Source organism: Massilia aquatica, from assembly GCF_011682045.1.
Taxonomy (GTDB): Bacteria; Pseudomonadota; Gammaproteobacteria; order Burkholderiales; family Burkholderiaceae_D; genus Telluria_A; species Telluria_A aquatica.
Genome location: NZ_VVIW01000011.1, coordinates 21,542 through 44,982 on the forward strand (window position 1 = coordinate 21,542; position 23,441 = coordinate 44,982).

Here is a 23,441-nt window from a genome sequence, read left to right on the forward strand (position 1 = left end):
GCTGAATGCCCGGTGTCTGACACCGGGTGGAATTGAAACTTTTTACAGGCGCACCGCCAGTTCCGCACCTTCCTTGATGGCCCGCTTGGCATCGAGTTCGGCCGCCAGCGCGGCGCCGCCGATCTTGTGGAATACCGGCCCGCCATTGGCCGCCGCGCCGTCCTCCGGCATCAGCTCCGTCAAGCTGTCCTGCCCCGCGCAGATGATCACGTTGTCGACCGCGATCAGGCGCTGTTCCCCGCCCACCGTGATATGCAGCCCGTGGTCGTCGATCTTGTTGTAGGTGACCCCGGCCAGCATCACCACGCCATTGCGGCTCAAGGTCGCGCGGTGCACCCAGCCGGATGTCTTGCCCAGCCCCGCCCCCAGCTTGGATGCCTTGCGCTGCATCAGGAACAACTGGCGCACCGGTTCGGCGGCGTGCGGGGCCACCAGCCCGCCGCTGGTGGTCGCTTCCAGGTCCACGCCCCACTCGCCGGCCCAATCGGCCACCGGCAGCGGCAGCGGGTGCGCCGGGTTGTGCAGCAAATACTCGCCCACGTCAAAGCCAATCCCGCCGGCGCCGATGATCGCCACGCGCTTGCCCACCGGCGCCTTTTTCTGTAACACGTCGATGTACGACAGCACCTTGGGATGCTTGATGCCTTCGATCGGCGGCATGCGCACCTTGATCCCGGTGGCGACGATCACGTCGTCGAAACCACCGGCCAGCAGCGCTTCGCGCGTGACCCGCTGGCCCAGGCGCACGGTCACGCCGGTCAGTTCCAGCTTGCGCGCGAAATAGCGGATCGTCTCGGCGAATTCTTCCTTGCCCGGGATTTGCATGGCGATCTTGAATTGCCCGCCGACCGACTCGCTCGCATCGAACAGGGTCACCGCGTGCCCGCATTCGGCCGCCACGGTCGCCGCGGACAACCCGGCCGGACCGGCGCCCACCACCGCTACCTTGCGGACCTTGCGCGCGGGTGCGTACACCAGCTCCGTCTCGTGGCAGGCGCGCGGGTTCACCAGGCAGCTGGCGCGCTTGTTCGAGAAGGTGTGGTCGAGGCAGGCCTGGTTGCAGCCGATGCAGGTGTTGATCTCGTCGGCGCGCCCGCTTGCGGCCTTGGCCACGAAGTCGGGGTCGGCCAGGAACGGACGCGCCATCGAGACCATGTCGGCGTCGCCGCGCGCGATGATGTCGTTCGCTTCGAACGGCATGTTGATGCGGTTCGACGCCACCACCGGAATCTTCACTTTGCGCCGCAGGCGCCCGGCCACGCTGGCAAAGGCCGCGCGTGGCACCGAGGTGACGATGGTCGGCACGCGCGCCTCGTGCCAGCCATAGCCGGTGTTGAGGATGGTGACGCCGGCGTCTTCCAGCGCGTGCGCCACCTTGACCACGTCGTCCCAGGTATTGCCGCCTTCGACCAGGTCGAGCAGCGAGTGGCGGTACATGATGATGAAGTCCGTCCCCACGGCCAGGCGAATGCGCTTGATGATTTCGATGGGCAGCCGCATGCGGTTCTCGATGCTGCCGCCCCAGCGGTCCTGGCGCAGGTTGGTGCGCGCGCACAGGAACTGGTTGAGCAGGTAGCCTTCGCTGCCCATCACTTCGATGCCGTCGTAGCCGGCGCGCCTGGCCAGTTTTGCGCAGCGCGCATAGTCGCGGATGGTCGCTTCGATGCCGCTCTCGGTCAGCGCGCGCGGCTTGAACGGTGAAATCGGCGACTTCACGTTCGACGCCGACACCACCAGCGGCTGATAGCCGTAGCGCCCCGAGTGCAAAATCTGCATCAGGATCTTGCCGCCCTCCTCGTGCACCGCCTTTGTCACGCGCCGGTGGTTGATCACGTCGCCCGCGAAATTGAGGGTGCCGCCGAACGGCAGCAGCCAGCCCTGGCGGTTGGGAGAAATGCCGCCGGTGACGATCAGCCCCACGCCGCCCCTGGCGCGCTCGCGGTAAAACGCGGCCAGCTTGCCGTAGTTGTAAAAGCGGTCTTCCAGCCCGGTGTGCATCGAGCCCATGATGACGCGGTTGCGCAGGGTCGTAAAGCCGAGGTCCAGGGGCGCGAGCAGGTGGGGATAGGCTTGGTTTGTCATGGTCGTTGGGGTTCAGGCGTAAAGACGGATGTCGGCACTGCATGTCGAGACGACATTACAACCTACTTCTGTAGATGCCGGGTTCTAATCTTTGGCCTGGCCCTGAACCGCTATCGCGCGCACGCTTGAGCGCGCTCCCTTGTCAGGCCAGCCGCTTTCCCGTAGGCTGGGGTCCATGTTTCCCCGAATCCTATTTTGTTGCCTTCTCGCCTGTTCCGAGCCCGTCCTGGCCCAATCCAGGCTGGAGGTGTCGGTCAAGCGTGTCGACGTGGCCGACCAGCACGTGTTCGAAGTCGCGTCCAGCGGCGAGGTGAAGGCGTCGCCGGCGGCGGTGTGGAAGGTGCTGACCAATTACGACCGCATGTCCGAATTCGTGCCGGACCTGAAAACCTCCAAGGTCCTTTCACGCACCGGCAACAAGGCCATCATCGAGCAGTTCGGGGTGGCCAGCTTCCTGTTCATCCGGCGCGACATCCATCTGATCGTGCAGGCGGCCGAGGAGCCGATGACGGCCATCGACATCAGCCTGGTCACCGGCGACATGCGCGTCTACCAGTGCCGCTGGGAGCTGGTGCCGGTGCCTGAAACGGGCGGCACGCGCATCGTCTACAGCGGCAAGCTGGTGCCGAAGTTCTACGTGCCCGGCATGCTGGGGGCGAACATCATCCGCTCCGACATCGAGCGCATGATGAAAGCGGTGCTGGCGCGGCTGGAGCGCGGCGACAGTCCGGGTAACTGAAACAGTTAACTACGCATCGCTTCAAGCCTGGTAGCTGTGCGGCTCGCGCAGTTCGCCGAAGCTTTCGATGCTGCCGATCTTGACCGTCACCGGATTCAAGCTCATTTGCGGCGCCATGGCGCGCCAGGCGAACTGCCACTCGCGTTCTTCGGCTTCGGCGCTGCTCTTGGTGAAGGCCGCGCCGAGGGCTGCACGCACGCCGTATTCGACGGCGCCGTCGATCCCGGCCCAACTTGGCAAGGTACGCTGCACGGCGCGGTGCAGGCGCTCGCCGAATTCCTCGGTATTGTGGATCACCAGGCAGCAGTCGGCCGGCGAGAAGACGTCGAACAGGGCTTTGTCCCAGGCTTGCGAGAACGACAGGGTCAGGCAGTTGTTGACCGGGACCAGGCGAAACTGCCCCAGGGCCAGCGCGGCTTCGAGTTCGGCGCGCGGCGCGTAGCGGTACAGGGTCGGGGGACGTTGATAATCGTGCATAAGAAAACTCAATCTGTTAGTGTGGATTCGGCAGGGAGCCGGGCGGACGCACGTGGCGGCGCGAACGCAGCGTCTTGGACGCGACAAAAATTTCGACCAGCAGGTACACGAAGGCGCCGATCAGGCACAGCATCGCGATCACGAACAGGCCGGCGATGTATTGGTCGAGCGGGACGTTGGTGGTATCGCCCAGGAACAGCAGCGCAATGACCAGGCAAATGAGCAGGCCGCAGGCGGTGCTCAGCGCAATGGCGTAGTTAATCAGGTGCCAGCGCCGGTACAGCACGTCCAGTTCATCCATGTAGGCGTCCTGGTAGGCGATGTCGAGGCGGTCTTCCAGCACGCGCGAGCGGTCGATGATGCGCGCCAGGCGGTTGGTCAGCACCATCAGGTTGGTGCACACGCCCGTGAGCAGGAACACCGGCGCAATGGCCAGCTGGATGACGTGGCCGATATCGGTGAGCTGGAGGTTCATAGGGCGCTGGAATCGTGGTTATGCATGGCAGCCGCTAGTGTAGCAGGGCCACCCCCGCCATCGCTAATCGAAGCGCCCGCTGCGCTTGAACTGCTCGGTGGCGCCCACCAGCGCCTTGGCGATGCCCGCTTCCAGCGCGCCATGGCCGGCGTCGGCCACCATGCGCATGCGCGAACCCGGCCAGGCCTGGTGCAGGCGGTGGGCCGACAGCGGCGGGCAAATCACATCGTAGCGGCCCTGCACGATCACGCACGGCAGGTGCGCGATGCGGCCCACGTCCTGCACCAGCTGGTCCTCGCGCAGAAAGCCGCCGTTGGCCATGTAGTGCGATTCGAGCCGGCCCACGCCCAGGTCGAGCGTGTCGGAGGCGGTGTCTTCCGGCTGCGGCAGCAGGAACACGCGCCGGCCTTCGAAGCGGCTCCAGGCGCGCGCCGCCGGCCAGTACACGGCCGGGTCGTCGCACAGCATGCGCGAGGTGTAGGCGGTGAGCAGGTCGGCCCGCTCGGCTTCGGGAATCGGGGCCACGAATTCGTCGTACAGCTCGGGGTAGAACCAGCGCACGCCGTGCAGGAACCAGTCCACTTCGGCCGCGGTGCACAGGAAGATCCCGCGCAGGATGAAGCCGAGGCAGCGCTCGGGGTGCGCTTGCCCGTAGGCCAGCGCCAGGGTCGAGCCCCACGAGCCGCCGAACACCAGCCACTTGTCCACGCCGAACTGGGCGCGCAGGGTTTCGATATCGTCGATCAGGAGTTGGGTGGTGTTCTCGCGCCACTCGCCCAGCGGGGTCGATTTGCCGGCGCCGCGCTGGTCGAACAGGATGATGCGGTACTGCTGCGGGTCGAAAAAGCGCCGGTGCTGGGGCGACAGGCCCGCACCCGGCCCGCCGTGCAGGAACAGCACGGGGATGCCCTTGGGGTTGCCCGCTTCCTCCCAGTAGATGGTATGGAGCGCATCGACTTGCAGCATGCCGTGCCGGGTCGGCTGGATCGGCGGGAACAGGCAGGTCGGGATGGCGGGCATGGGAGTCCTCTTGTGGTTGACAGTCGATTGTAGCGCACTGGCGCGCCGCCGCCCTACCCCGTGCGGATGGCCAGTTGCTTGACTGCGGCCAGGGCGGCTGCCAGGTCGCCGCCGGCGTGCCGCTTCCACAGGAGGGCGGCGGCCGGGAATTTGCGGGCGGCGGCCAGGGCCTTGATTTGCGCGCGCACGCCGGCGTCGAGCATGGCGTATTGACGCAGTTCGGGCGACCGCGGCTCGCCGGCGCGCCCGCTCGGGTCGCGCTCCATCAGGCAGGAATGCAGCTCGGGCAGCGGCTGCGGCGGGGCGCCGGCCAGGGTGGCCGCCAGGCGTACCTCGCAAGCGTCATCCGGCGCCACGTCCTCGTCGGGCCAGTCGATCAGCTGCGCCACGTTGTAGATGGTGTCGACCTGGGCCTCGCGGATGACGTCCACCAGATCGTGCGGGTCGACGCCGGCGGCGAGCAAGCGTGCCACGGCGCCGCCATGGCGCTGCACTGCCTCGGGCGCGGCTTCATCGATGACGGTGCTCCACAGCCCGCGCAGCAGCAGTTCGTGCAGCAGCGCCGCCGCGTCAGGCGCCGGTGTAGACATGGAAGCCGTCGAAATCGGCCTTGCCGATCGCAAGGCCGTGGTGGCGCAGGATGGCGTAGGCGGCGGTCAGGTGGAAAAAGAAGTTCGGCAGCGCGTATTGCAGCAGGAAGGGCTGGCCGGCCAGGGTGACCACGGCTTCGCCGGCGCGGTCGCTGATCATGCGGCTGGCGGCGCCGTCGAACTGCGCGGGCGTGAGCGCGTCCAGGAAACCGCGCACGAAGTCGATGCGCTGGCCGAGGCCCTCGTACGTGGGCGGGAACTTGCCGCTCTCGCGCAGCACGCTGGCGGGAAAGGCGCCGCTGTCCGACAAGGCACTCCCGGCCAGCGGGGCGCAGGCGCGCACGGCGAAATTGGCCGCCACCTCGGCCTGCACGGCCAGGGTCAGCATGCCGGGCGCCAGGCGCGCTTGCAGCAGCGCGGGGCCTTGCGGATCTGCTTCGGCCAGCAGCAGCATGGCGCGCAGCCGGCCCAGGTAGCGCCGGAACACCGGCACGCTCGCTTCGTACAGATTGTCGGCCGGCGGCGCCACTTCGCGCGCGCGCTGGAGCGAATACTGGACTTCGATATCGTCTTTCATCTTGCCGCGCTCCCAGCCCTGCGATTCATAAAAGATGTCGGCGCGCGTGTCGGCGCTGGTCGAGAGCACAATCTGCTCGTGCCCTTGCTGGAACAGGTCATCGACCGCCAGCGCCAGCAGGCGCTTGCCGATGCCCTGCCCTTCGCGCGCCGGATCGATGAACAGCGCCCAGATCGAGCCCTGCACGTGGTCGGCGCTGGCGAAACCGGCGATGACGCCATCGTCCTCGCACACCCAGCTGCGCCCCAGGCGCCCCATATAGTCGCGGTACATGGCGAGCGTGACGCGGCCCGGGTCGCGCAGGCGGTTTTCGGTGACGGCCAGGCGGATGGCCGACATGGCGCCGATGTCGGCAACGGTGGCGAGCCTGAAGGTGAGCGTGGACGTGGTATTCAAGTCGGTGGTGTTCCTGTGGTCAGTCATCGGCGAGCAGTTGTTTGAGGCGCTGCGGGTAGTGGTTGAGAAAATCGCGCGTGACGGCGAAGTGTTCGGTGTCTTCAAACGCCACTTCGGTGATGCCGCTGCCGTCGAACTGCAGGATTCTGGCGTTCGGGTACGACAGCAGGATAGGCGAATGGGTGGCGATAATGAACTGGCAGTCCTGCTTGACCAACTGGTCGATGGCGGACAACGCGGCCAGCTGGCGATTGGGCGAGAGCGCCGCCTCGGGCTCGTCGAGCAGGTACAGGCCGCCGGCGGAAAACTCCAGCATCACGTCCATGAAGGCTTCGCCATGCGAGCGGATGTGCTTCGATGGCCCGCCACCAGGAGGAAGGTCGTCAAGATAGCTGAAGACATTGAACAGGCTTTCAGCGCGCAGAAAGTACGACCAGGCCGGTTTACGAAAGCTTTTCACAAGTTTCAGAGAGCCGTGCAGCGACGACACATCCTGCTGCGCGCGATGGACGTGGCGGCTGCCGCCTTCGCTAGGCAGGCCCATCGCCACGGCGATCGCTTCAAGCATGGTCGACTTGCCGGCGCCGTTCTCGCCGACGAAAAAAGTCACGTCGGCGTGCAGCTCGATCACGCCCATGTCGCGCACGGCGGGGATGTTGAAGGGATAGCTGTCGAAGTCGATCTCGGCGTCGCCGGCGATCGATATTTCGCGCAAATAGGGTTTGGCGCTGATCGCCATGACGCATCCTCGGTGAAAAAAAGCACCACCCGCGGGCAGTGCTTTTCGGGTCCTGCCGCTGCGTGCGGCGATCAGGACATGTGCTGCCCGCCGTTGATGGCGATGTTGGCGCCGGTCACGAAAGCGGCTTCGTCCGACGACAGGTAAGCAACCAGGCCGGCGACTTCTTCCGGCTTGCCCAGGCGCGCCATCGGAATTTGCGGGATGATCTTGGTGTCGAGCACTTCTTTCGGGATTTCCATGACCATCTTGGTGCCGATGTAGCCTGGCGAGATGGTGTTGACGGTCACGCCCTTGCGCGCCACTTCCAGCGCCAGCGCCTTGGTGAAACCGTGCATGCCGGCCTTGGCCGCCGAATAGTTGGTCTGGCCGAAGGCGCCCTTCTGTCCGTTCACCGACGAAATATTGATGATGCGGCCCCAGCCGCGCTCGACCATGCCATCGCACACCGGCTTGGTCATGTTGAAAACGGAGTCGAGGTTGGTCGCCATGACAGCGTCCCAGTTCGGCTTGTCCATTTTCTTGAACGTCATGTCGCGCGTGATGCCGGCGTTGTTGACCAGCACGTCGATCAGGCCGACTTCGTCGCCGATCTTGGCCACGCACGCCTGCGCCGAATCGTAGTCGGCCACGTCGCACTCATACGCCTTGAAGTCGTAGCCCATGTCCTTGGTGGTCGCCAGCCATTCGGCGACCTTTTTATTACCAGGGGAATACGTGGTGACGACCCGATACCCGAGAGCGGCCAGCTTGAAACAGACCGCCTCGCCCAAACCGCCCATACCGCCGGTCACTAATGCAACTCTAGCCATGTTGTCTTCTCCTGTTTTTATACACCAACTCCAACCAAATCGCGGGGGCGGGATTGGCACCGCCCGTGCTCCGCTCAAGCGCCGCCGGGTCGTGCCCGGCTGCGCTCATTGTCGCTCCGTGATACTCCATTGCGCTTGCGCGCAACGAGGCTCAGTCGCGTTCTACTGCCAAAGCAACTCCCATGCCGCCGCCGATGCACAGGCTGGCCAGCCCGCGCTTGGCGTCGCGGCGGATCATTTCGTGCAGCAGGGTCACCAGCACGCGGCAGCCCGACGCACCAATTGGGTGCCCAAGTGCAATTGCGCCGCCATTGACGTTGATCTTGCTGGTATCCCAGCCCATCTCTTTATTGACGGCAACCGCCTGCGCGGCGAAGGCTTCGTTAATTTCCATCAGGTCCACGTCTTCGTGCTTCCAGCCGGCCTTTTGCAGGCACAGCCTGGTCGCCGAGACCGGGCCCATGCCCATGATGCTCGGGTCCAGCCCGGCCGACGAATAGGCCTTGATGCGCGCCAGCGGCTTGAGGCCCAGTTCCCTGGCCTTGGAGGCGGACATCATGATCACGGCGGCGGCGCCATCGTTCAGGCCCGACGCATTGCCGGCCGTAACGGTACCAGCTTTGTCGAAAGCGGGGCGCAGGCTGGCCAGCGATTCAAGCGTGGTGCCGTGCTTCGGATACTCGTCGGTGTCGAACACGACCGTGCCTTTCTTGGACACGATTTCGAAAGGAATGATTTCATCCTTGAACTTGCCGGCCTTTTGAGCGGCCTCGGCCTTGAGCTGCGACTGCAGCGCGAATTCGTCCTGCTCGGCGCGCGAGACGTCGTACTTCTTGGCGACGTTTTCGGCGGTCACGCCCATGTGGTACTGGTTGAAGGCGTCCCACAGGCCGTCGACGATCATGGTGTCGACCAGCTTGGCCTCGCCCATGCGGAAACCGTCGCGCGAGCCGGGCAGCACGTGCGGCGAGGCGCTCATGTTTTCCTGGCCGCCGGCGATGATGATGTCGGCATCGCCGCACTTGATGGCCTGGGCCGCCAGGTGGGTGGCTTTCAGGCCGCTGCCGCAGACTTTACCGACGGTAAACGCCGGCACCATGTCGGGCAAGCCGGCCTTGAGGGCGGCCTGGCGCGCAGGACCCTGGCCGGCGCCGGCGGTGAGCACCTGGCCGAGGATGACCTCGTTCACTTTGGCCGGATCGAGGTCGATCTTCGCCAGCAGGTGCTTGATGACGTGGGCGCCCAGTTCGGCGGCGGGGATTTTCGCCAGTGCACCGCCAAATTTACCGACTGCGGTACGGCCAGCGGCCACGATTACGACGTCTTCCATGTGAATCTCCGATGTGCTGTGTTCTGGCGCGGAGGCCAGTGGGTTTCAAGTGAACTAGACTTTGCCGGTCGCCGTTCCCGGCGCTACGCCGGCCGGCGGCGCGTCCAACAGGGGCCGACCGAAAAATGCAAACTGCCATGCATCGCGCGGAACCGGGGTCAGCCAGTTGCTGGCGCCGCCCGCGTATTGCCATTGCCGGGTTGCGACGGTGGCCGAGGCGAGCAGGGTTCTTATCGAATCGACATTGACTTCCACTGCGGATACGGCGGCATCCATCGCTGCCTGGACACTGCGCTGATACATGCCCGCGTGGGCGTCGAACAGTTCCCGCACGGGGCGGAAAAATGGGTCAGAACTTGAAAACATGGTTTCCCTTTTCAGATGAACAGGCTTTGACAGCACACAGCGTGACAAAGTCCTCCATCTTAGTTTTCCAGGTTCCGTTCGAGTTTGAGCAAAATCAATCTTATCAGCTTATTTACTAAAAACAATCGGGGATTGCCGTGCAGCCGCAAATTACCCCGCTTGGATATCAGCTAAGCAAGGTGATGCCGTCGAGCGTGCGCGCGCATTGTTCGCGGATCACGCCGACGAAGTCGCTCACGTAGGCCTTGGCGGCCAGTGCCGGCGGCACCGAGACGAACAGGTCGCTCCACAGGCCGAACTCGCCCACCGGGCGCGACAGCACGTAATCGTAGTCGACGTAGTTCTTGATGGCCCAGTTGGGCAGCGCGGCCAGGCCGCGCCGGCTGGCGACGAGCTGGAGGATGGCCACGGTCAGCTCGGCGGTGCGGCGTTCGAAGCGCACATTGGCCGGGCGCAAGACTTCGCGGATCAGGTCGATCCGCTGTTCCGGCACCGGGTAGGTGATCAGGGTTTCGCCCTCGAAGTCGGGCGCTTCCAGGCGGCGCTGGGTGGCCAGGCGGTGCTTCTGGGCCAGCACCACCAGGATTTCGTAGCGGAACAGGGGGAACACGGTGTACTCGGGGCCGCCCGCCGAACCGATCACCAGGTCGGCCTGGCCTGTGCGCAACAGGTCGATCGGCTCGCTGTGAAAGCCCGACACCAGGTCGATCTCGACATCGGGCCAGCGCTGGCGGAAGGCGTCCATCACCGGCATCAGCCAGTCGAAGCAGGTATGGCATTCGAGCGCCACGCGCAACTGGCCACGGTCGCCCTGCGACAGGCGCGCCACGTCGCGTTCGGCCTGTTCGACCTCGGGCAGCACCTGGTCGGCCAGTTGCAACAGGCGCATGCCGGTGGCGGTAAACGCGATCGGCAGCGACTTGCGCTCGAACAGGGGGGCGCCGTAGCGCTCTTCCATCAGCTTGACCTGGTGCGACAGGGCCGATTGCGTCAGGTTCAGCAGCTGGGCGGCACGCACCAGGCTGCCGGATGTGCGCAAGGCGGTGAGCGTGCGCAGGTGGCGGAGTTCAAGCATGGGTCTCGGTCAGTGAAAATTTTTCATGCGGAACTGCAAAAGGTTTCGTTTTGATTATATGACACTTTGCCGCAAACTTTACACACCAACAATGAAATCTCGATGACATCATGAAAACGCTGCACACTCACGTACTTGGCTTCCCCCGCATCGGCGCGCGGCGCGAACTGAAAACCGCCCTCGAAGCCTTCTGGCGCGGCGATATCGACGAGGCCGCTCTGGAAGCGGCCGGCGCCGCCCTGCGCGCGCGCCACTGGGCCTTGCAGGCCGGTGCCGGGCTGGAACTGGTGACCGTGGGCGACTTCGCCTTCTATGACCAGATGGCCAGCCACATCCAGCTGTTCGGCTGCGAGCCGGCGCGCTTCGGCGCCAGCGGCGCGGCCACGCCGCTGGCGCGCTATTTCGCCATGGCGCGCGGCGCGGGTGGCGCGCCGGCCGGCTGCTGCGGCCACCCGCATGCCGGGCCAGCCACCAGCCACGCGCTCGACATGACCAAGTGGTTCGACACCAACTACCATTACCTGGTGCCGGAATTCGGCCCGGATACCGCTTTCACGCTGGCCGGCGAGCGCCTGCTGGCGGAGGTGCTTGAAGCGCAAGCGCTCGGGCACCGGGTCAAGGCCAGCCTGATCGGTCCGCTCACCTTCCTGTGGCTGGGCACGGCGCGCGAGGATGGCTTTGATCGCCTGAGCCTGCTGGAGAAGCTGTTGCCGGTCTACACGGCCCTGTTGATGAAGCTCAAAGCGCAAGGCGTGGAATGGGTCCAGATCGACGAACCGATTCTGGGGCTGGACTTGCCGCAGGAATGGCGCAACGCTTTCGAGATCGCCTACTGGCTGCTGGCGCAGTCCGGCGCGCGCATGATGCTGGCGACCTATTTTTCACCGCTGGAAGAAAACCTGGGCCTGGCCTGCCGCCTGCCGGTGGCCGGCCTGCATGTGGACGGCGTGCGCGCGGCGCATGAACTGACCAGCGTGTGCGACTGGCTGGCCTTACCCAAAGTGCTGTCGGTCGGCATCGTCGACGGGCGCAACATCTGGCGCACCGATCTCGACGCGGCCATCGCCGTGCTGGCGCCGCTGCTGGACAAACGCGGCGAGCTGTGGCTGGCGCCGTCATGTTCGCTGCTGCACGTGCCCCTGAGCCTGGCCGACGAAAGCGCGCTCGACCCCGAGGTACGTTCGTGGCTGGCGTTCGCCACCGAAAAGCTGGGGGAACTGGCGACCCTGAAAGCGGCCCTGAGCGGCCAAGCGGCCCCGCAGCTGATCGAGGCGCGCGCCGCGATTACCAGCCGCGCCCGCAGCAAGCGCGTGCACAGCGACGCCGTGGCGGCCCGGGTGCACGCCTTACCAAGCGGCGCCGACCGGCGCGGCGCCCCGTTTGCCGCGCGCCAGGCGGTGCAGCGCGCGCGCTTGCGGCTGCCGGCGTATCCGACCACCACCATCGGCTCGTTTCCGCAGACGGCGGCGATCCGCGCCGCGCGCGCGGCCTTTCGCCGCGGAGCCCTGCCGCTGGCGCAGTATGAAACAGCGATGCGCGCCGAAATCGCGCACGCGGTGGCGCGCCAGGAAGCCATCGGGCTCGATGTGCTGGTGCATGGCGAAGCCGAGCGCAACGACATGGTCGAGTATTTCGGCGAACAGCTCGACGGCTTCGTGTTCACGCAGCACGGCTGGGTGCAGTCGTACGGCTCGCGCTGCGTCAAGCCGCCGGTGCTGTATGGCGACGTGGCGCGCCCGCGCCCGATGACGGTGCCCTGGTCGGCGCATGCGCAAAGCCTGTCGGCGCGCCCGGTCAAGGGCATGCTGACCGGGCCGGCGACCATCCTGCAATGGTCGTTCGTGCGCGACGACCAGCCGCGCGCATTGACCGCGCTGCAGATCGCGCTGGCCATGCGCGACGAAGTGGCGGACTTGCAGGCGGGGGGCATCGGCATCATCCAGATCGACGAACCGGCCCTGCGCGAAGGCTTGCCGCTGCGGCGCGCGCGCTGGGACGATTACCTGGCGTGGGCCGTGCGCGCGTTTCGCATCACGGCCGGCGCGGCGCGCGACGATACCCAGATTCACACGCATATGTGCTACGCCGAGTTCAACGACATCCTGCCGCAGATCGCCGCGCTCGATGCCGACGTGATCACGATCGAAACGAGCCGCTCGGACATGGCGCTGCTCGACGGCTTCGGGCAGTTTCGCTATCCGAACGAGATCGGGCCGGGGGTGTACGACATTCACTCGCCGGCGGTGCCGGGCACGGACGCCATCGAACGCCTGCTGCGCAAGGCGGCCCAGGTGATTCCGGCGGCAAATTTGTGGGTCAATCCCGATTGCGGCCTGAAGACACGCGGCTGGGAAGAGACCGAAGCGGCGCTGGTGAACATGGTGGCGGCGGCGCGGCGCATGCGGGCCCAGGAAGGTGCGGATATCAACATTCCGGCCTGAGGCAGGCAACCGAACAGTCTACCGCTTGCGAGGTCTGAACGCCGCTTTTGCAGACCGGCGTTGTAAATATATCAATTTTTAAAAGGTTGATTTTTTGATCATCATGACGTGTATATTTTCTATTGTGCGCTGAAGAAAAACTTCACGTACGCAAACAGTCCGATGGCGCAGCATGGGCGCCGGACGGACACCGATCCATCTTGTTAACGACGAATGCGAGAAAATAATGTCCAAAAGCGACCGGCCAGGTCGTACTGATTCACAATGGCGCTGCGGATATTATCGCGTTGCTCACCCAACTCGCCGATCGGGTCGTAGCGGTAATTGCGCCACCAAAGACCCAGCCCGGCGCCATGCGCCTCGTTTTTGCGGCCGGAGGCCTGCCACAGACGCCGCCCCAGCCTATCGTAACCGAGCTTTTGTACCAGCGAACCCTGCGTATGCGCGATCTCGCGATGCAGTTCGTCGCGCTCGAGGTCGCTGATGACATGCTCGCCCAAACGGATCTGGTGCACGTGGCCGGAGCCGTAGCTAAGCGTATCGATACGCTGCCCATGCGGCAGGCTTAGGCTCGTGACATTGTCAAGCTCGTCGAGTTCATAGCCGACCTGGCCTTCGGCGCCGTCGTCCGAGGTCAAGCGCCCGCCTGCGTCATAGCTGAAGCGCAAGGCGCTCGCGCTGACGCCGAGCGCCGCGCCAGTCTCGGTGGGCATGCGCGCGGCACCTGTGAGGTGGGTCGGCTGCGCTCCACTCGTAACGGCTGGTCGCCGTGCCGGTCTGCTTGACCAGCAGCCGGCCCATCTTGTCACGCGCTGTGCGGCGCGTCGGATGAACAGTGCAAAGTATTCCCATCTAGAAAAATGCTGCGCCGACCAGCCAAAAACCGGTTTGAAGTTGCCTCGCGGAACATGCAGGCCAAGCCTCCCCTAACCCCGATTTTCACAGTAGAATGCACGAGCCTGCGCCATTTTGGGCGGTGATCCGCCCATCCCTCACGACTCGTCTATGCTCAAAAGCCCGTCCCAACTGCCTATCGAAATCAAGATCTCCACCGTGGTGGCGATCTCCACGATTCTGTATTCGGCCGACCCGCTGGCGATCGATGCGGCGCTCAAGCAGATGACGGGCGGCTCGGCCGATTTCTTCGAAGACGAATTCGCCGTGATCGATATCAGCGCCCTGGCCGAGAACGCGCCGCGCATCGATTGGGACAAGATGGTCGCCTTGCTCAAGAAATACCACCTGAACGCGGTGGCCGTGCGCGGCGCCCCGGCCTCCATGCACGACGCGATCCGCGCGCGCGGCCTCTCGCTCGACGACGGCGCCAGCGGCGACAAGGCGCGCAGCGAAGCGGCCGCGCCCGCGCCAAGCGCGCCGGCCCAAGCCCCGGCCACTACCCTGGTCACCCCCGGCACCATGATCATCGACACCCCGGTGCGCGCCGGCCAGCGCGTGTATGCGCGCGGCGGCGACCTGATCGTCACGGCGGTGGTCAACAACGGCGCCGAAATCATCGCCGACGGCAGCATTCATATTTACGCCTCGCTGTTCGGACGCGCGCTGGCCGGCGCCTCGGGCAACAGCGACGCGCGCATCTTCGCCATGGCGATGCAGCCCGAACTGGTCTCGATCGCCGGCGTTTACCGCACTTTCGAAGATGGCTTCGCGCCGCAGCTGGCACGCCAGCCGACGCAAATCCGCTTGATCGGCGACCGCATCGATATACTGTCGATCAGTCCGGCCTCCCGCGTTTAAATACCAGATACGAAAAAAGGACCCCCTGTGGCAAGAATTATTGTTGTGACTTCCGGCAAGGGTGGCGTCGGCAAGACGACCTCCAGCGCCAGCTTTTCCACCGGCCTGGCCATGCGTGGCCACAAGACCGCCGTACTCGACTTCGACGTCGGCCTGCGTAATCTCGACCTGATCATGGGTTGCGAACGGCGCGTGGTCTACGACCTGATCAACGTCATCAATGGTGAAGCCTCGCTCAACCAGGCGCTGATCAAGGACAAGCATTGCGACAACCTGTTCATCCTGCCGGCCTCGCAGACGCGCGACAAGGACGCCTTGTCGGAAGAAGGCGTCGAACGCGTGCTGCACGACCTGATCAACATGGGGTTCGAATACATCATCTGCGATTCGCCCGCCGGCATCGAACATGGCGCACTGATGGCGCTCACCTTCGCCGACGAAGCGATCATCGTGACCAACCCCGAAGTGTCGTCGGTGCGCGATTCGGACCGCATCCTCGGCATCATCCAGGCCAAGTCGCGCCGCGCCCAGACCGGCGCCGAGCCGGTCAAGGAACACCTGCTCATTACGCGCTACTCGCCCAAGCGGGTCGAGAACGATGAAATGCTGTCCTATCAGGATGTACAGGAAATCCTGCGCATTCCCCTGGTCGGCATCATTCCCGAGTCCGAATCGGTGCTGCACGCATCGAACCAGGGCAATCCGGCGATTCATTTCAAGGGCACCGACGTGGCCGAGGCCTACGAAGACGTGGTCTCGCGCTTCCTCGGCGAGGACGTCCCGCTGCGCTTTACCAGCTATGAAAAACCAGGCATATTCCAGCGCATCTTCGGAGTAAAGTGATATGGCCCTGCTTTCATTCCTGTTCCCCTCCAAGCCGAAAAGCGCCACCGCGGCCAAGGAGCGCCTGCAGATCATCATCGCGCGCGAACGCGGTCACCGCACCGGCCCCGATTTCCTGCCGGCGCTGCACCGCGAACTGCTGGAAGTGATCTCGAAGTACACCCGCGTCAATCCGGACGACATCAAACTGTCGCTGGACCGCCAGGGAAACCTGGAAGTGCTTGAAGTAAACGTGGTGCTGCCGGACACCTGATGGGTTCGGCCTTGGCGTGCCGCATGGCACGCCAAGGCGACGCGCCAAGGCGACGCAACCAAAACGCCTAGCCGGCGCGCGCCGCCAGCAATTCCTGCGCGACCGTGGTGCAGGCTTCCACATGGTCGTAGCCAAGCTTGCGGAACACGGTAAACCCGATCGCCGCCGACGCCAGCTGGCCGGCCAGCGGTATGAAGCGCGCAGCCGACTTGGCCAGCACCTTCGTGGCGCTGCGCTTGAGCATCCGCAGCGCCAGCTGGCGCGTGACCAGTTTCCCGACCATCATTCCACCAAACCCCGCCGCCGCGCCGAACACAATGCGCCTGTAGGCCGGCTGCAAGTGCTCGACCTGTTCGGCAGTCAGGCCAAAGGCCGCATTGACGTCGTTTACCAGACCGGTCAGCATGGTCAGGTCGGACATGACGTCGAGCCCCGGCACCGGCAGCGCCGATATACCGGCCGAGACAGCCGACCGGTTGCGCACCATGCGCCGGCATTCCTCGCGGACTTGCAAAATAGCTTCCGCATTGCCCGGAATGGTTGTCAAGTCATCTTTCATGGTGCTCCTTTCGATATGTAAATTTCCGTCAAGACTTAAAATGTCGATTGAAATCGGCGTTTTTCCAGTGTACCGTGTAATGAAACGAGGCGATGTACGACAGACCAGTTCGTTGCCGGATGTAAATTAATGTGTTCCAATTTAGTGTTGCTTTGTAAAAGTCTGTTATATTCAGAGTAACTATTCATTAGCAATAGTAGGACACTTCCTACAACACGTTTTTACGTTCGACACGCCACCATGAGAATTGCCGTCCTAGACAATGACCGTAGCCAGGCAGACCTGATCTGCCAGGTGCTGACCTCCGCCGGGCACGTCTGTCAGTCGTTTGACAGTGGTAAAGATTTGCTCGGGCAGCTGCGTAAAGACAGCATCGACATGCTGATCCTCGACTGGCAGGTGGCCGACATGAACGGCACCGAAGTACTGCGCCGCGCCAAGGAAAAGCTGCCCTCCACCACCCCCATGATGTTCCTCACCAGTAGCTCGGCCGAAGACGACATCGTGGCTGGCATCGGCGCCGGCGCCGACGATTACATGGTCAAGCCGCTGCGCCGCGGCGAACTGGTGGCGCGCGTGCAAGCCCTGCTGCGGCGCGCCTATCCGGCCCAGAACGGGGCTGAACAATTGCAGTTCGGACCGTATATTTTCGAAACCCGGCCGGGGCGATTGTTAATGGATGGCAACGTGATCGAGGTCACGCACAAAGAATTCTACCTGGCACTGTTGTTTTTTCGGAATATCGGCCGCCCGCTGTCGCGCGCGTATATTCATGAAGCGGTGTGGATCCGCGAAACGGCGGTGCCGTCGCGCACCATGGATACCCACGTGTCGCGCGTAAGAAACAAATTGCAGCTGCGGCCGGAGAACGGCTTCCGGCTGGTGCCGGTGTACAGCTATGGCTATCGGCTGGAAAAGCTGGGGACGTGAGTACAAGCGCGGCCGCCAAGGCCGCCCTTGCTGGCGCTGCCGGAACCGGCTCCCCGCAAAGGCGGGGATGAGGGGATCGACGGTCTGCCGTGCCAATCGTTGCCCACCCGCACCAAAAAACCCTCCTTTCAGTAGGTCCTTGACACATCACGGTATAATGGCGCTACCCATCCGTACACTGTAAAGCCATGCAACTGCTCGCCGTCGGCCTCAATCACACCACCGCACCGGTCTCGCTTCGCGAGCAGCTGGCGCTTGCGCCCGACCAGCTCGGCCAGGCGGTGCAGGCTGCGCGCGGCTGGTTTGCCCGCATCGACAACCGTGGCGGCGACGAAGCGGCAATCCTCTCGACCTGCAACCGCACCGAGATGTACGCCGCCAGCGATGTCGCCAATCCGCTCGATGCGAGCGCCCACTTCCTGGCCGATTACCACAAGCTCAACTTCGCCGAACTGCGCCCGCATCTGTACATGCTGCCGCACGATGCCGCCGTGCGCCATGCATTCCGGGTCGCCTCGGGGCTCGATTCCATGGTGCTGGGCGAACCGCAGATCCTCGGCCAGATGAAAGACGCGATGCGCCTGGCCGACGAAGCCGGGGGCCTGGGCACCTATCTGCACCAGCTGTTCCAGCGCAGTTTTTCGGTGGCCAAGGAAGTGCGCAGCACCACTGAAATCGGCGCCCACAGCGTGTCGATGGCGGCCGCCGCGGTGCGCCTGTCGCAGCGCATCTTCGACAAGATCTCCGACCAGAACGTGCTGTTCATCGGCGCCGGCGAAATGATCGAGCTGTGCGCCACCCACTTCGCGGCCCAGAACCCGAAAAACATCACCATCGCCAACCGCACCATGGAGCGCGGCGAAACGCTGGCGCACCGTTTCAACGGCAAGGCGATCCGCCTGGCCGCGCTGCCCGAGCAGCTGGCGCAGTTCGACATCGTCATCTCGTGCACCGCGTCCTCGCTGCCGCTCATTGGCCTGGGCCTGGTCGAACGCGCGATCAAGACGCGCCGCCACAAACCCATGTTCATGGTCGACCTGGCGGTGCCGCGCGATATCGAGCCCGAAGTCGGCCGCCTCGACGACGTGTTCTTGTATACCGTCGACGACCTCGGACAAGTCGTCCAGACCGGGCTGGAGAGCCGCCAGGCCGCCGTGGCCCAGGCCGAGGCCATCATCGAAACGCGGGTGCAGTCGTTCATGCACTGGATGGACGACCGCGCCATGGTGCCCGTCATCCAGGACCTGCAAGAAAACAGCGAAGCGATGCGCCTGTTCGAGCTCGAACGCGCCAAAAAAATGCTGGCGCGCGGCGACGATGTCGACGCCGTGCTCGACGCCCTCTCCAAGGGCCTGACCGCCAAGTTCCTGCACGGCCCGCAGCAGGCGCTGCACCGCGCCCAGGGCGACGAGCGCGCCCGTCTGGCCACCTTGCTGCCCCAGTTGTTCCGCGGCCGCCGTTAGCGCTTGCGCCGCCGTTCTGCCAGGCTGCGCTCGCGCGGCCTGTCCCTGTCAGTCCCCCTCACCTTTACCTGAACCCTATGAAACCATCGATGCTGGCCAAGCTGGATCAACTGGCCAACCGACTTGTCGAACTTGACGAATTGCTCATGAGCGAAGGCGCGACCTCGAACATGGACGCCTACCGCAAGATGACGCGCGAGCACGCCGAAATCGGCCCGCTGGTGGCCTTGTTCAAGGAGTACCAGCTGGCCCAGGACGATATCGCCCAGGCGCAGGAAATGCTGGCGGACCCCGAGATGAAGGACTTCGCGCAGGAAGAAATCGAAGCCGGCAAGGCGCGCGTGGCGCAGCTGGAAATGGATCTGCAGAAGATGCTGCTGCCGAAGGACGTCAACGACGAGCGCAACATTTTTCTGGAAATCCGCGCCGGCACCGGCGGCGACGAGTCGGCCCTGTTTGCGGGCGACCTGCTGCGCATGTACGTGCGCTTCGCCGAGCGCAATCGCTGGCAGGTCGAAACGGTCTCGGAATCGGTCTCGGACCTGGGCGGCTACCGCGAAGTGATCGTGCGCCTGATCGGCAACGGCGCCTACTCCAAGCTCAAGTTCGAGTCGGGCGGACACCGCGTGCAGCGTGTGCCGGCCACCGAAACCCAGGGCCGCATCCACACCTCGGCCTGCACCGTGGCGGTGATGCCGGAAGCGGACGAAGTCGAAGACGTCAACATCAACCCGGCCGACCTGCGCATCGATACCTACCGCGCCTCGGGCGCCGGCGGGCAGCACATCAACAAGACCGATTCGGCGGTGCGCATCACCCACCTGCCGACCGGGATCGTGGTCGAATGCCAGGACGACCGCAGCCAGCACAAGAACAAGGCTTCGGCGCTGAAGGTGCTGGCGGCGCGCATCAAGGACGTGCAGCTGCGCGAGCAGCAGTCGAAGGAAGCGGCCACCCGCAAAAGCCTGATCGGCTCGGGCGACCGCAGCGAGCGGATTCGCACCTATAACTTCCCGCAGGGCCGCATGACGGATCACCGCATCAACCTGACCTTGTATAAACTCGACTTCATCATGGACGGCGAACTGACCGAACTGACTAACGCGCTGGCGGCCGAACACCAGGCCGAATTGCTGGCGGCCCTGGGCGATTAAGCGTTTGATAAGCACACGGTCAGCCGGACGTTGTAGACTGTGCAATGCGGCGTACCCGGGCCGCATGTCACGACATACATAAGAACACTACTAGGACTTGAAACGATGCCCAACAACCGCACGATCCTGATGACCCTTTCCGCCATCTGCTTCGCCCTGCTGGGCGCGGCGCTGTATCTGCAGCACTACAAGAACATGCTGCCATGCCCGCTGTGCGTAATCCAGCGCTACGCCTATTTCTTCTGCGGCCTGGTGTGCCTGGCGGCGGCGTCGGCCAAGCAGTTCAAATTGTGGAGCTTCTTCGGCCTGGCCGGTTCCCTGGCCGGCCTGTTCTACGCCGGCAAGCAGTTGTGGGTACTGGCCCATCCGGGTCTGTCGTGCGGCATCGACCCGATGCAGACCGTGCTCAATAAAATCCCCACCGCCGTCTACCTGCCATGGATCTTCGAGGCCGACGGCCTGTGCGAAGATGCGGTCGACACCCTGCTCGGCCTGTCGATCCCGCAATGGTCGGCCCTCTGGTTCGCCATCATCAGCGCCTCGCTGCTGTTCGTGCTGGTACGGCGCGGCAGCCGCTGATGGTGCTCGCCGGCCAGCGCATCGGCGCGCTGCAAACGCTGCTGCCGCTCGAGCCGCTGGAAAACCGCATCCTGGCCTGCCATGCGCTGGGCATCACGCGCATCGGCCTGATCACCCAGTCGGAACGGCTGCTCACCGACGCTGAAGCGGCCACGCTGGCGGCGCTGGTGGAGCGGCGCCTGGCGGGCGAGCCGATTGCCTACATCGTCGGCCGGCGCGAATTCTATGGCCTCGATTTCGCCGTCAACGCGGCGGTACTGATTCCCCGTCCCGATACGGAACTGCTGGTCGAGCTGGCGCTCGAACGCCTGCCCGTGCGCGGCCGCATGCTCGACATGGGCACCGGCAGCGGCGCCATCGCGGTGGCCGTGGCGCACACCCGACCCGACGCCGGCGTCACCGCGCTCGACGTCAGCGGCGCCGCGCTGGCCGTGGCGCGCGCCAACGCGCAAGCGAACCGCGCCGCCGTGCGCTTCGTGCAAAGCGACTGGTTCGGCGCCATCGCCGCCGAATCGTTCGACCTGATCGTCGCCAATCCCCCCTACATCGCCGACGGCGACGTCCACCTGTCCCGGGGCGACCTGCGCTTCGAGCCGGCCGGCGCGCTGACCGACCATGCCGACGGCCTGTCGGCGCTGCGCACCATTGTGGCTGGCGCGCCACACCATCTGGCGCCGGGCGGCTGGCTGCTGATGGAGCACGGCTACGACCAGGCGGCCCAGGTGCGCGCCCTGCTGGCGGCCGGCGGCTACAGCGAGGTGCAGAGCTGGCGCGACCTGGCCGGCATCGAGCGCGTGAGCGGCGCACGGGCCGGCGGCGCAACATAAGTTCTGCGGTGCAAGGTGCGCGCCATCCCCTTTGCTAAAATGACCAGATGCGCAAACTGATCGCCACCTGTGTCCTGATGCTCGCCCCGCTCGCCGCCGGCGCGGGTCAGGCCGCCGTACCCGAACGGGCGGCGCAAGACCGGCCGCCGGCCGAACGCCCTGTGGCCGAACGCCTGACGGCGGACCAGCAGGCGCGCGCGCTGTTCGACGGCGACTGGGAATGGCGCCTGCAAAACCAGCCCGAATACGCCACCTCGGTGGGCGACTACCGCTACGACGCGGCCCTGAGCGACACTACCCTGGCCGCCAGCCGCGCCGCCAATGCGCACCAGCGCAAGATGCTCGACCAGGCCAGGCAGATCGAACGCGACAAACTCAGTGCGCAGCAGCAGCTGTCCTACGACCTGTTCGTGTGGGAGAAGGAGCAGGCGGTCAAGGCGGCCGCCCTGTACCCGTTCCAGGCGCAGCCGCTGAGCGCCTACGCGGGCGTGCACATCACCCTGGCGCAACTGGCCGCGCAGATGCCGTTCGCCACCGAGGGCGACTACCGCAACTACCTGGCGCGCCTGGACGCGGTGCCGGCCCACGTTACGGGACTGATCGAGCAACTGCGCGAAGGCATGCGCAGCGGCTGGGTGGCGCCCAGGGTGACCGTGCGCGCGGTGCCGCCGCTGCTCAGGCAACTGCGCGAAAACGCGGTCGACGGCCCGCTCGGCCTGCCGTTCCGCCAGATCCCGGCGAGCATCGACAAACCGGTGCGCGACGCCCTGGCGCTGGCCGGCCCGGTAGCGCTGCGCAACCGCGTGGCGCCGGCGCTGCAGGAGCTGGAAGACTTCCTGCGCACCGAATACGTGCCGGTCGCGCGCGAGTCGATCGCGGCCAGCGCGCTGCCCTCCGGCCTCGATTACTACCTGCTGGCGGTGACGCGCCAGACCACCATCGAAATGGCGCCGGCCGCCATCCACGCGCTCGGCATCAGGGAAGTGGCGCGCCTGCGCGGCGAGATGACGGCGGCCATCGCGCGCACCGGTTTTAGCGGCAGCTTCGCCCAGTTCATCGTGTTCGCCAAGACCGATCCGCGCCTGTTCTACACCAGCGGCGACGCGCTGCTGGCGCGCTACCGGCGCATCATCACGCGCGCCAACGCGGCCGTGCCGAAACTGTTCGCGGCCGCGCCCACCCAGGAAGTACAGGTCAAGGCGGCCAGCGGCGCCGGCACCGACAAACTCGGCGCGGCCTGGTACGAAGCCGGCGCCGCCGACCGGCCGGCGGCGTTCGTGGTCAACACCTCGCTGATGGAAACGCGCCCCATGTGGGAGATGGAAACGCTGGCCCTGCACGAAGCGCTGCCCGGCCACCACCTGCAGGTGGCGCGCGCGGCCGACATCGCCGAGCTGCCGGCCTTCCGCCGCCACGGCTGGCACGGCGCGTATGGCGAAGGCTGGGCCCTGTACGCCGAGACGCTCGGCCCTGAACTGGGTTTTTACAAGGATGCATTTTCCGCCTTTGGCCACCTGAACGCCGAGATGTTCCGCGCGGTGCGGCTGGTGGTCGATACCGGCATCCACACCCAGGGCTGGACGCGCCAGCAGGCGATCGACTACATGAACGCCAACACCGCCAACGCCCCGGGCGACAACGAGCTGGAAGTGGACCGCTACATCGCCTGGCCGGCGCAGGCGCTCGGCTACAAGGTCGGGCAGCTGAAAATCCGCGCCCTGCGCGACAAGGCGCAGGCGGCGCTGGGCGACAAATTCGATATCCGGCGCTTTCACAGCGTGGTGCTCGATAACGGGCCGCTGACGCTGGCGCTGCTCGAACAGCAGGTCGACGCCTGGATCGCGGCCGCCAAAAAGCCGGCGTCCTGACACGGCCGCATTGCATATAAAATAATCTTTGTTTTAAAATCCACGCCCCATCCCGGCAGGAAAACCAGACCTCAGGCGCGCTGGCCGGATT

General features: G+C 65.1%; 24 protein-coding genes. 11 read left to right on the forward strand and 13 right to left on the reverse strand.

All coding sequences use genetic code 11. From position 1 onward, the window contains the following. Positions 1-42 precede the first annotated feature (42 nt). Positions 43-2,082 carry an NADPH-dependent 2,4-dienoyl-CoA reductase gene (locus tag F1609_RS18610; protein ID WP_167077925.1) on the reverse strand — a complete coding sequence of 680 codons (2,040 nt, stop codon included), beginning with the start codon at positions 2,080-2,082 and terminating at the stop codon, positions 43-45. Between the two features lie 247 nt (positions 2,083-2,329). On the opposite strand from F1609_RS18610, the gene F1609_RS18615 reads away from it, so the two are divergent. Then, complete coding sequence (locus F1609_RS18615; RefSeq protein WP_370661642.1) at positions 2,330-2,821, forward strand: SRPBCC family protein; 492 nt, start codon at positions 2,330-2,332, stop codon at positions 2,819-2,821. A gap of 21 nt (positions 2,822-2,842) precedes the next feature. Here the strand turns inward: F1609_RS18615 and F1609_RS18620 are convergent, their stop codons facing one another. The 10 genes from F1609_RS18620 to F1609_RS18665 form a co-directional block, all read right to left on the reverse strand. Continuing rightward, positions 2,843-3,298 carry a hypothetical protein gene (locus F1609_RS18620; RefSeq protein ID WP_167077929.1) on the reverse strand — a complete coding sequence of 152 codons (456 nt, stop codon included), beginning with the start codon at positions 3,296-3,298 and terminating at the stop codon, positions 2,843-2,845. 16 nt (positions 3,299-3,314) lie between these two features. After that, positions 3,315-3,773 carry a DUF2721 domain-containing protein gene (locus F1609_RS18625; protein ID WP_167077931.1) on the reverse strand — a complete coding sequence of 153 codons (459 nt, stop codon included), beginning with the start codon at positions 3,771-3,773 and terminating at the stop codon, positions 3,315-3,317. A gap of 63 nt (positions 3,774-3,836) precedes the next feature. Beyond that, entirely contained in the window at positions 3,837-4,793 is a 957-nt protein-coding gene (pip, locus tag F1609_RS18630) for a prolyl aminopeptidase (protein ID WP_167077933.1), read from the reverse strand. Between the two features lie 53 nt (positions 4,794-4,846). Beyond that, entirely contained in the window at positions 4,847-5,383 is a 537-nt protein-coding gene (locus F1609_RS18635) for a hypothetical protein (RefSeq protein WP_167077935.1), read from the reverse strand. Next, on the reverse strand, positions 5,364-6,383 hold the full coding sequence (locus F1609_RS18640; RefSeq protein ID WP_167077937.1) for a DUF1993 family protein: 1,020 nt from the start codon (positions 6,381-6,383) through the stop codon (positions 5,364-5,366). Before F1609_RS18640 ends, F1609_RS18635 begins: the two co-directional genes overlap by 20 nt. Continuing rightward, on the reverse strand, positions 6,376-7,095 hold the full coding sequence (locus tag F1609_RS18645; RefSeq protein WP_167077939.1) for an AAA family ATPase: 720 nt from the start codon (positions 7,093-7,095) through the stop codon (positions 6,376-6,378). Before F1609_RS18645 ends, F1609_RS18640 begins: the two co-directional genes overlap by 8 nt. A gap of 71 nt (positions 7,096-7,166) precedes the next feature. After that, on the reverse strand, positions 7,167-7,907 hold the full coding sequence (phbB, locus tag F1609_RS18650) for an acetoacetyl-CoA reductase (protein WP_167077941.1): 741 nt from the start codon (positions 7,905-7,907) through the stop codon (positions 7,167-7,169). 151 nt (positions 7,908-8,058) lie between these two features. After that, positions 8,059-9,237 (reverse strand): acetyl-CoA C-acetyltransferase, encoded by a 1,179-nt coding sequence (locus tag F1609_RS18655; protein WP_167077943.1) that lies wholly within the window; start codon positions 9,235-9,237, stop codon positions 8,059-8,061. A 54-nt stretch (positions 9,238-9,291) separates the two neighbouring features. Beyond that, entirely contained in the window at positions 9,292-9,651 is a 360-nt protein-coding gene (locus F1609_RS18660; protein ID WP_167077945.1) for a hypothetical protein, read from the reverse strand. 118 nt (positions 9,652-9,769) lie between these two features. Next, positions 9,770-10,678: a LysR family transcriptional regulator gene (locus F1609_RS18665; RefSeq protein WP_167077947.1), complete on the reverse strand. Its 909-nt coding sequence runs from the start codon at positions 10,676-10,678 to the stop codon at positions 9,770-9,772. Between the two features lie 110 nt (positions 10,679-10,788). On the opposite strand from F1609_RS18665, the gene metE reads away from it, so the two are divergent. After that, positions 10,789-13,119, forward strand: a complete 2,331-nt coding sequence (gene metE / locus F1609_RS18670; RefSeq protein ID WP_167077949.1) for a 5-methyltetrahydropteroyltriglutamate--homocysteine S-methyltransferase — start codon at positions 10,789-10,791, stop codon at positions 13,117-13,119. A 203-nt stretch (positions 13,120-13,322) separates the two neighbouring features. Here the strand turns inward: metE and F1609_RS18675 are convergent, their stop codons facing one another. After that, positions 13,323-13,832, reverse strand: a complete 510-nt coding sequence (locus tag F1609_RS18675) for a hypothetical protein (protein ID WP_167077951.1) — start codon at positions 13,830-13,832, stop codon at positions 13,323-13,325. A gap of 292 nt (positions 13,833-14,124) precedes the next feature. On the opposite strand from F1609_RS18675, the gene minC reads away from it, so the two are divergent. From minC to minE, 3 genes are read left to right on the forward strand one after another with little or no spacing between them, the layout of a single operon-like run. After that, complete coding sequence (gene minC / locus F1609_RS18680) at positions 14,125-14,874, forward strand: septum site-determining protein MinC (RefSeq protein ID WP_167077953.1); 750 nt, start codon at positions 14,125-14,127, stop codon at positions 14,872-14,874. Positions 14,875-14,901: 27 nt separating this feature from the next. Then, complete coding sequence (gene minD, locus F1609_RS18685) at positions 14,902-15,717, forward strand: septum site-determining protein MinD (protein WP_126073635.1); 816 nt, start codon at positions 14,902-14,904, stop codon at positions 15,715-15,717. A gap of 1 nt (position 15,718) precedes the next feature. Further along, a complete protein-coding gene (gene minE, locus F1609_RS18690) occupies positions 15,719-15,970 on the forward strand; it encodes a cell division topological specificity factor MinE (RefSeq protein WP_166875981.1) in 252 nt (83 codons plus the stop codon). 67 nt (positions 15,971-16,037) lie between these two features. On the opposite strand, the gene F1609_RS18695 is transcribed toward minE, so the two are convergent. Continuing rightward, complete coding sequence (locus F1609_RS18695; RefSeq protein WP_167077955.1) at positions 16,038-16,529, reverse strand: hypothetical protein; 492 nt, start codon at positions 16,527-16,529, stop codon at positions 16,038-16,040. A 240-nt stretch (positions 16,530-16,769) separates the two neighbouring features. Here F1609_RS18695 and F1609_RS18700 point away from each other — a divergent pair, with 240 nt between their 5' ends. The 6 genes from F1609_RS18700 (at position 16,770) to F1609_RS18725 (ending at position 23,350) form a co-directional block, all read left to right on the forward strand. Beyond that, complete coding sequence (locus tag F1609_RS18700) at positions 16,770-17,459, forward strand: response regulator transcription factor (protein WP_167077957.1); 690 nt, start codon at positions 16,770-16,772, stop codon at positions 17,457-17,459. Positions 17,460-17,647: 188 nt separating this feature from the next. After that, the gene (hemA, locus tag F1609_RS18705) at positions 17,648-18,922 is read left to right on the forward strand and encodes a glutamyl-tRNA reductase (RefSeq protein WP_167077959.1); all 1,275 of its coding nucleotides are present in this window, start codon (positions 17,648-17,650) and stop codon (positions 18,920-18,922) included. Positions 18,923-18,999: 77 nt separating this feature from the next. Next, positions 19,000-20,076 carry a peptide chain release factor 1 gene (gene prfA, locus F1609_RS18710; RefSeq protein WP_167077961.1) on the forward strand — a complete coding sequence of 359 codons (1,077 nt, stop codon included), beginning with the start codon at positions 19,000-19,002 and terminating at the stop codon, positions 20,074-20,076. A gap of 105 nt (positions 20,077-20,181) precedes the next feature. Beyond that, positions 20,182-20,655, forward strand: a complete 474-nt coding sequence (locus F1609_RS18715; RefSeq protein WP_167077963.1) for a disulfide bond formation protein B — start codon at positions 20,182-20,184, stop codon at positions 20,653-20,655. After that, positions 20,655-21,482, forward strand: a complete 828-nt coding sequence (gene prmC, locus F1609_RS18720) for a peptide chain release factor N(5)-glutamine methyltransferase (protein WP_167077965.1) — start codon at positions 20,655-20,657, stop codon at positions 21,480-21,482. The genes F1609_RS18715 and prmC overlap by 1 nt, the downstream gene beginning before the upstream one ends. A 47-nt stretch (positions 21,483-21,529) precedes the next feature. Beyond that, complete coding sequence (locus tag F1609_RS18725; protein ID WP_229421942.1) at positions 21,530-23,350, forward strand: DUF885 domain-containing protein; 1,821 nt, start codon at positions 21,530-21,532, stop codon at positions 23,348-23,350. Positions 23,351-23,441: the final 91 nt, after the last annotated feature.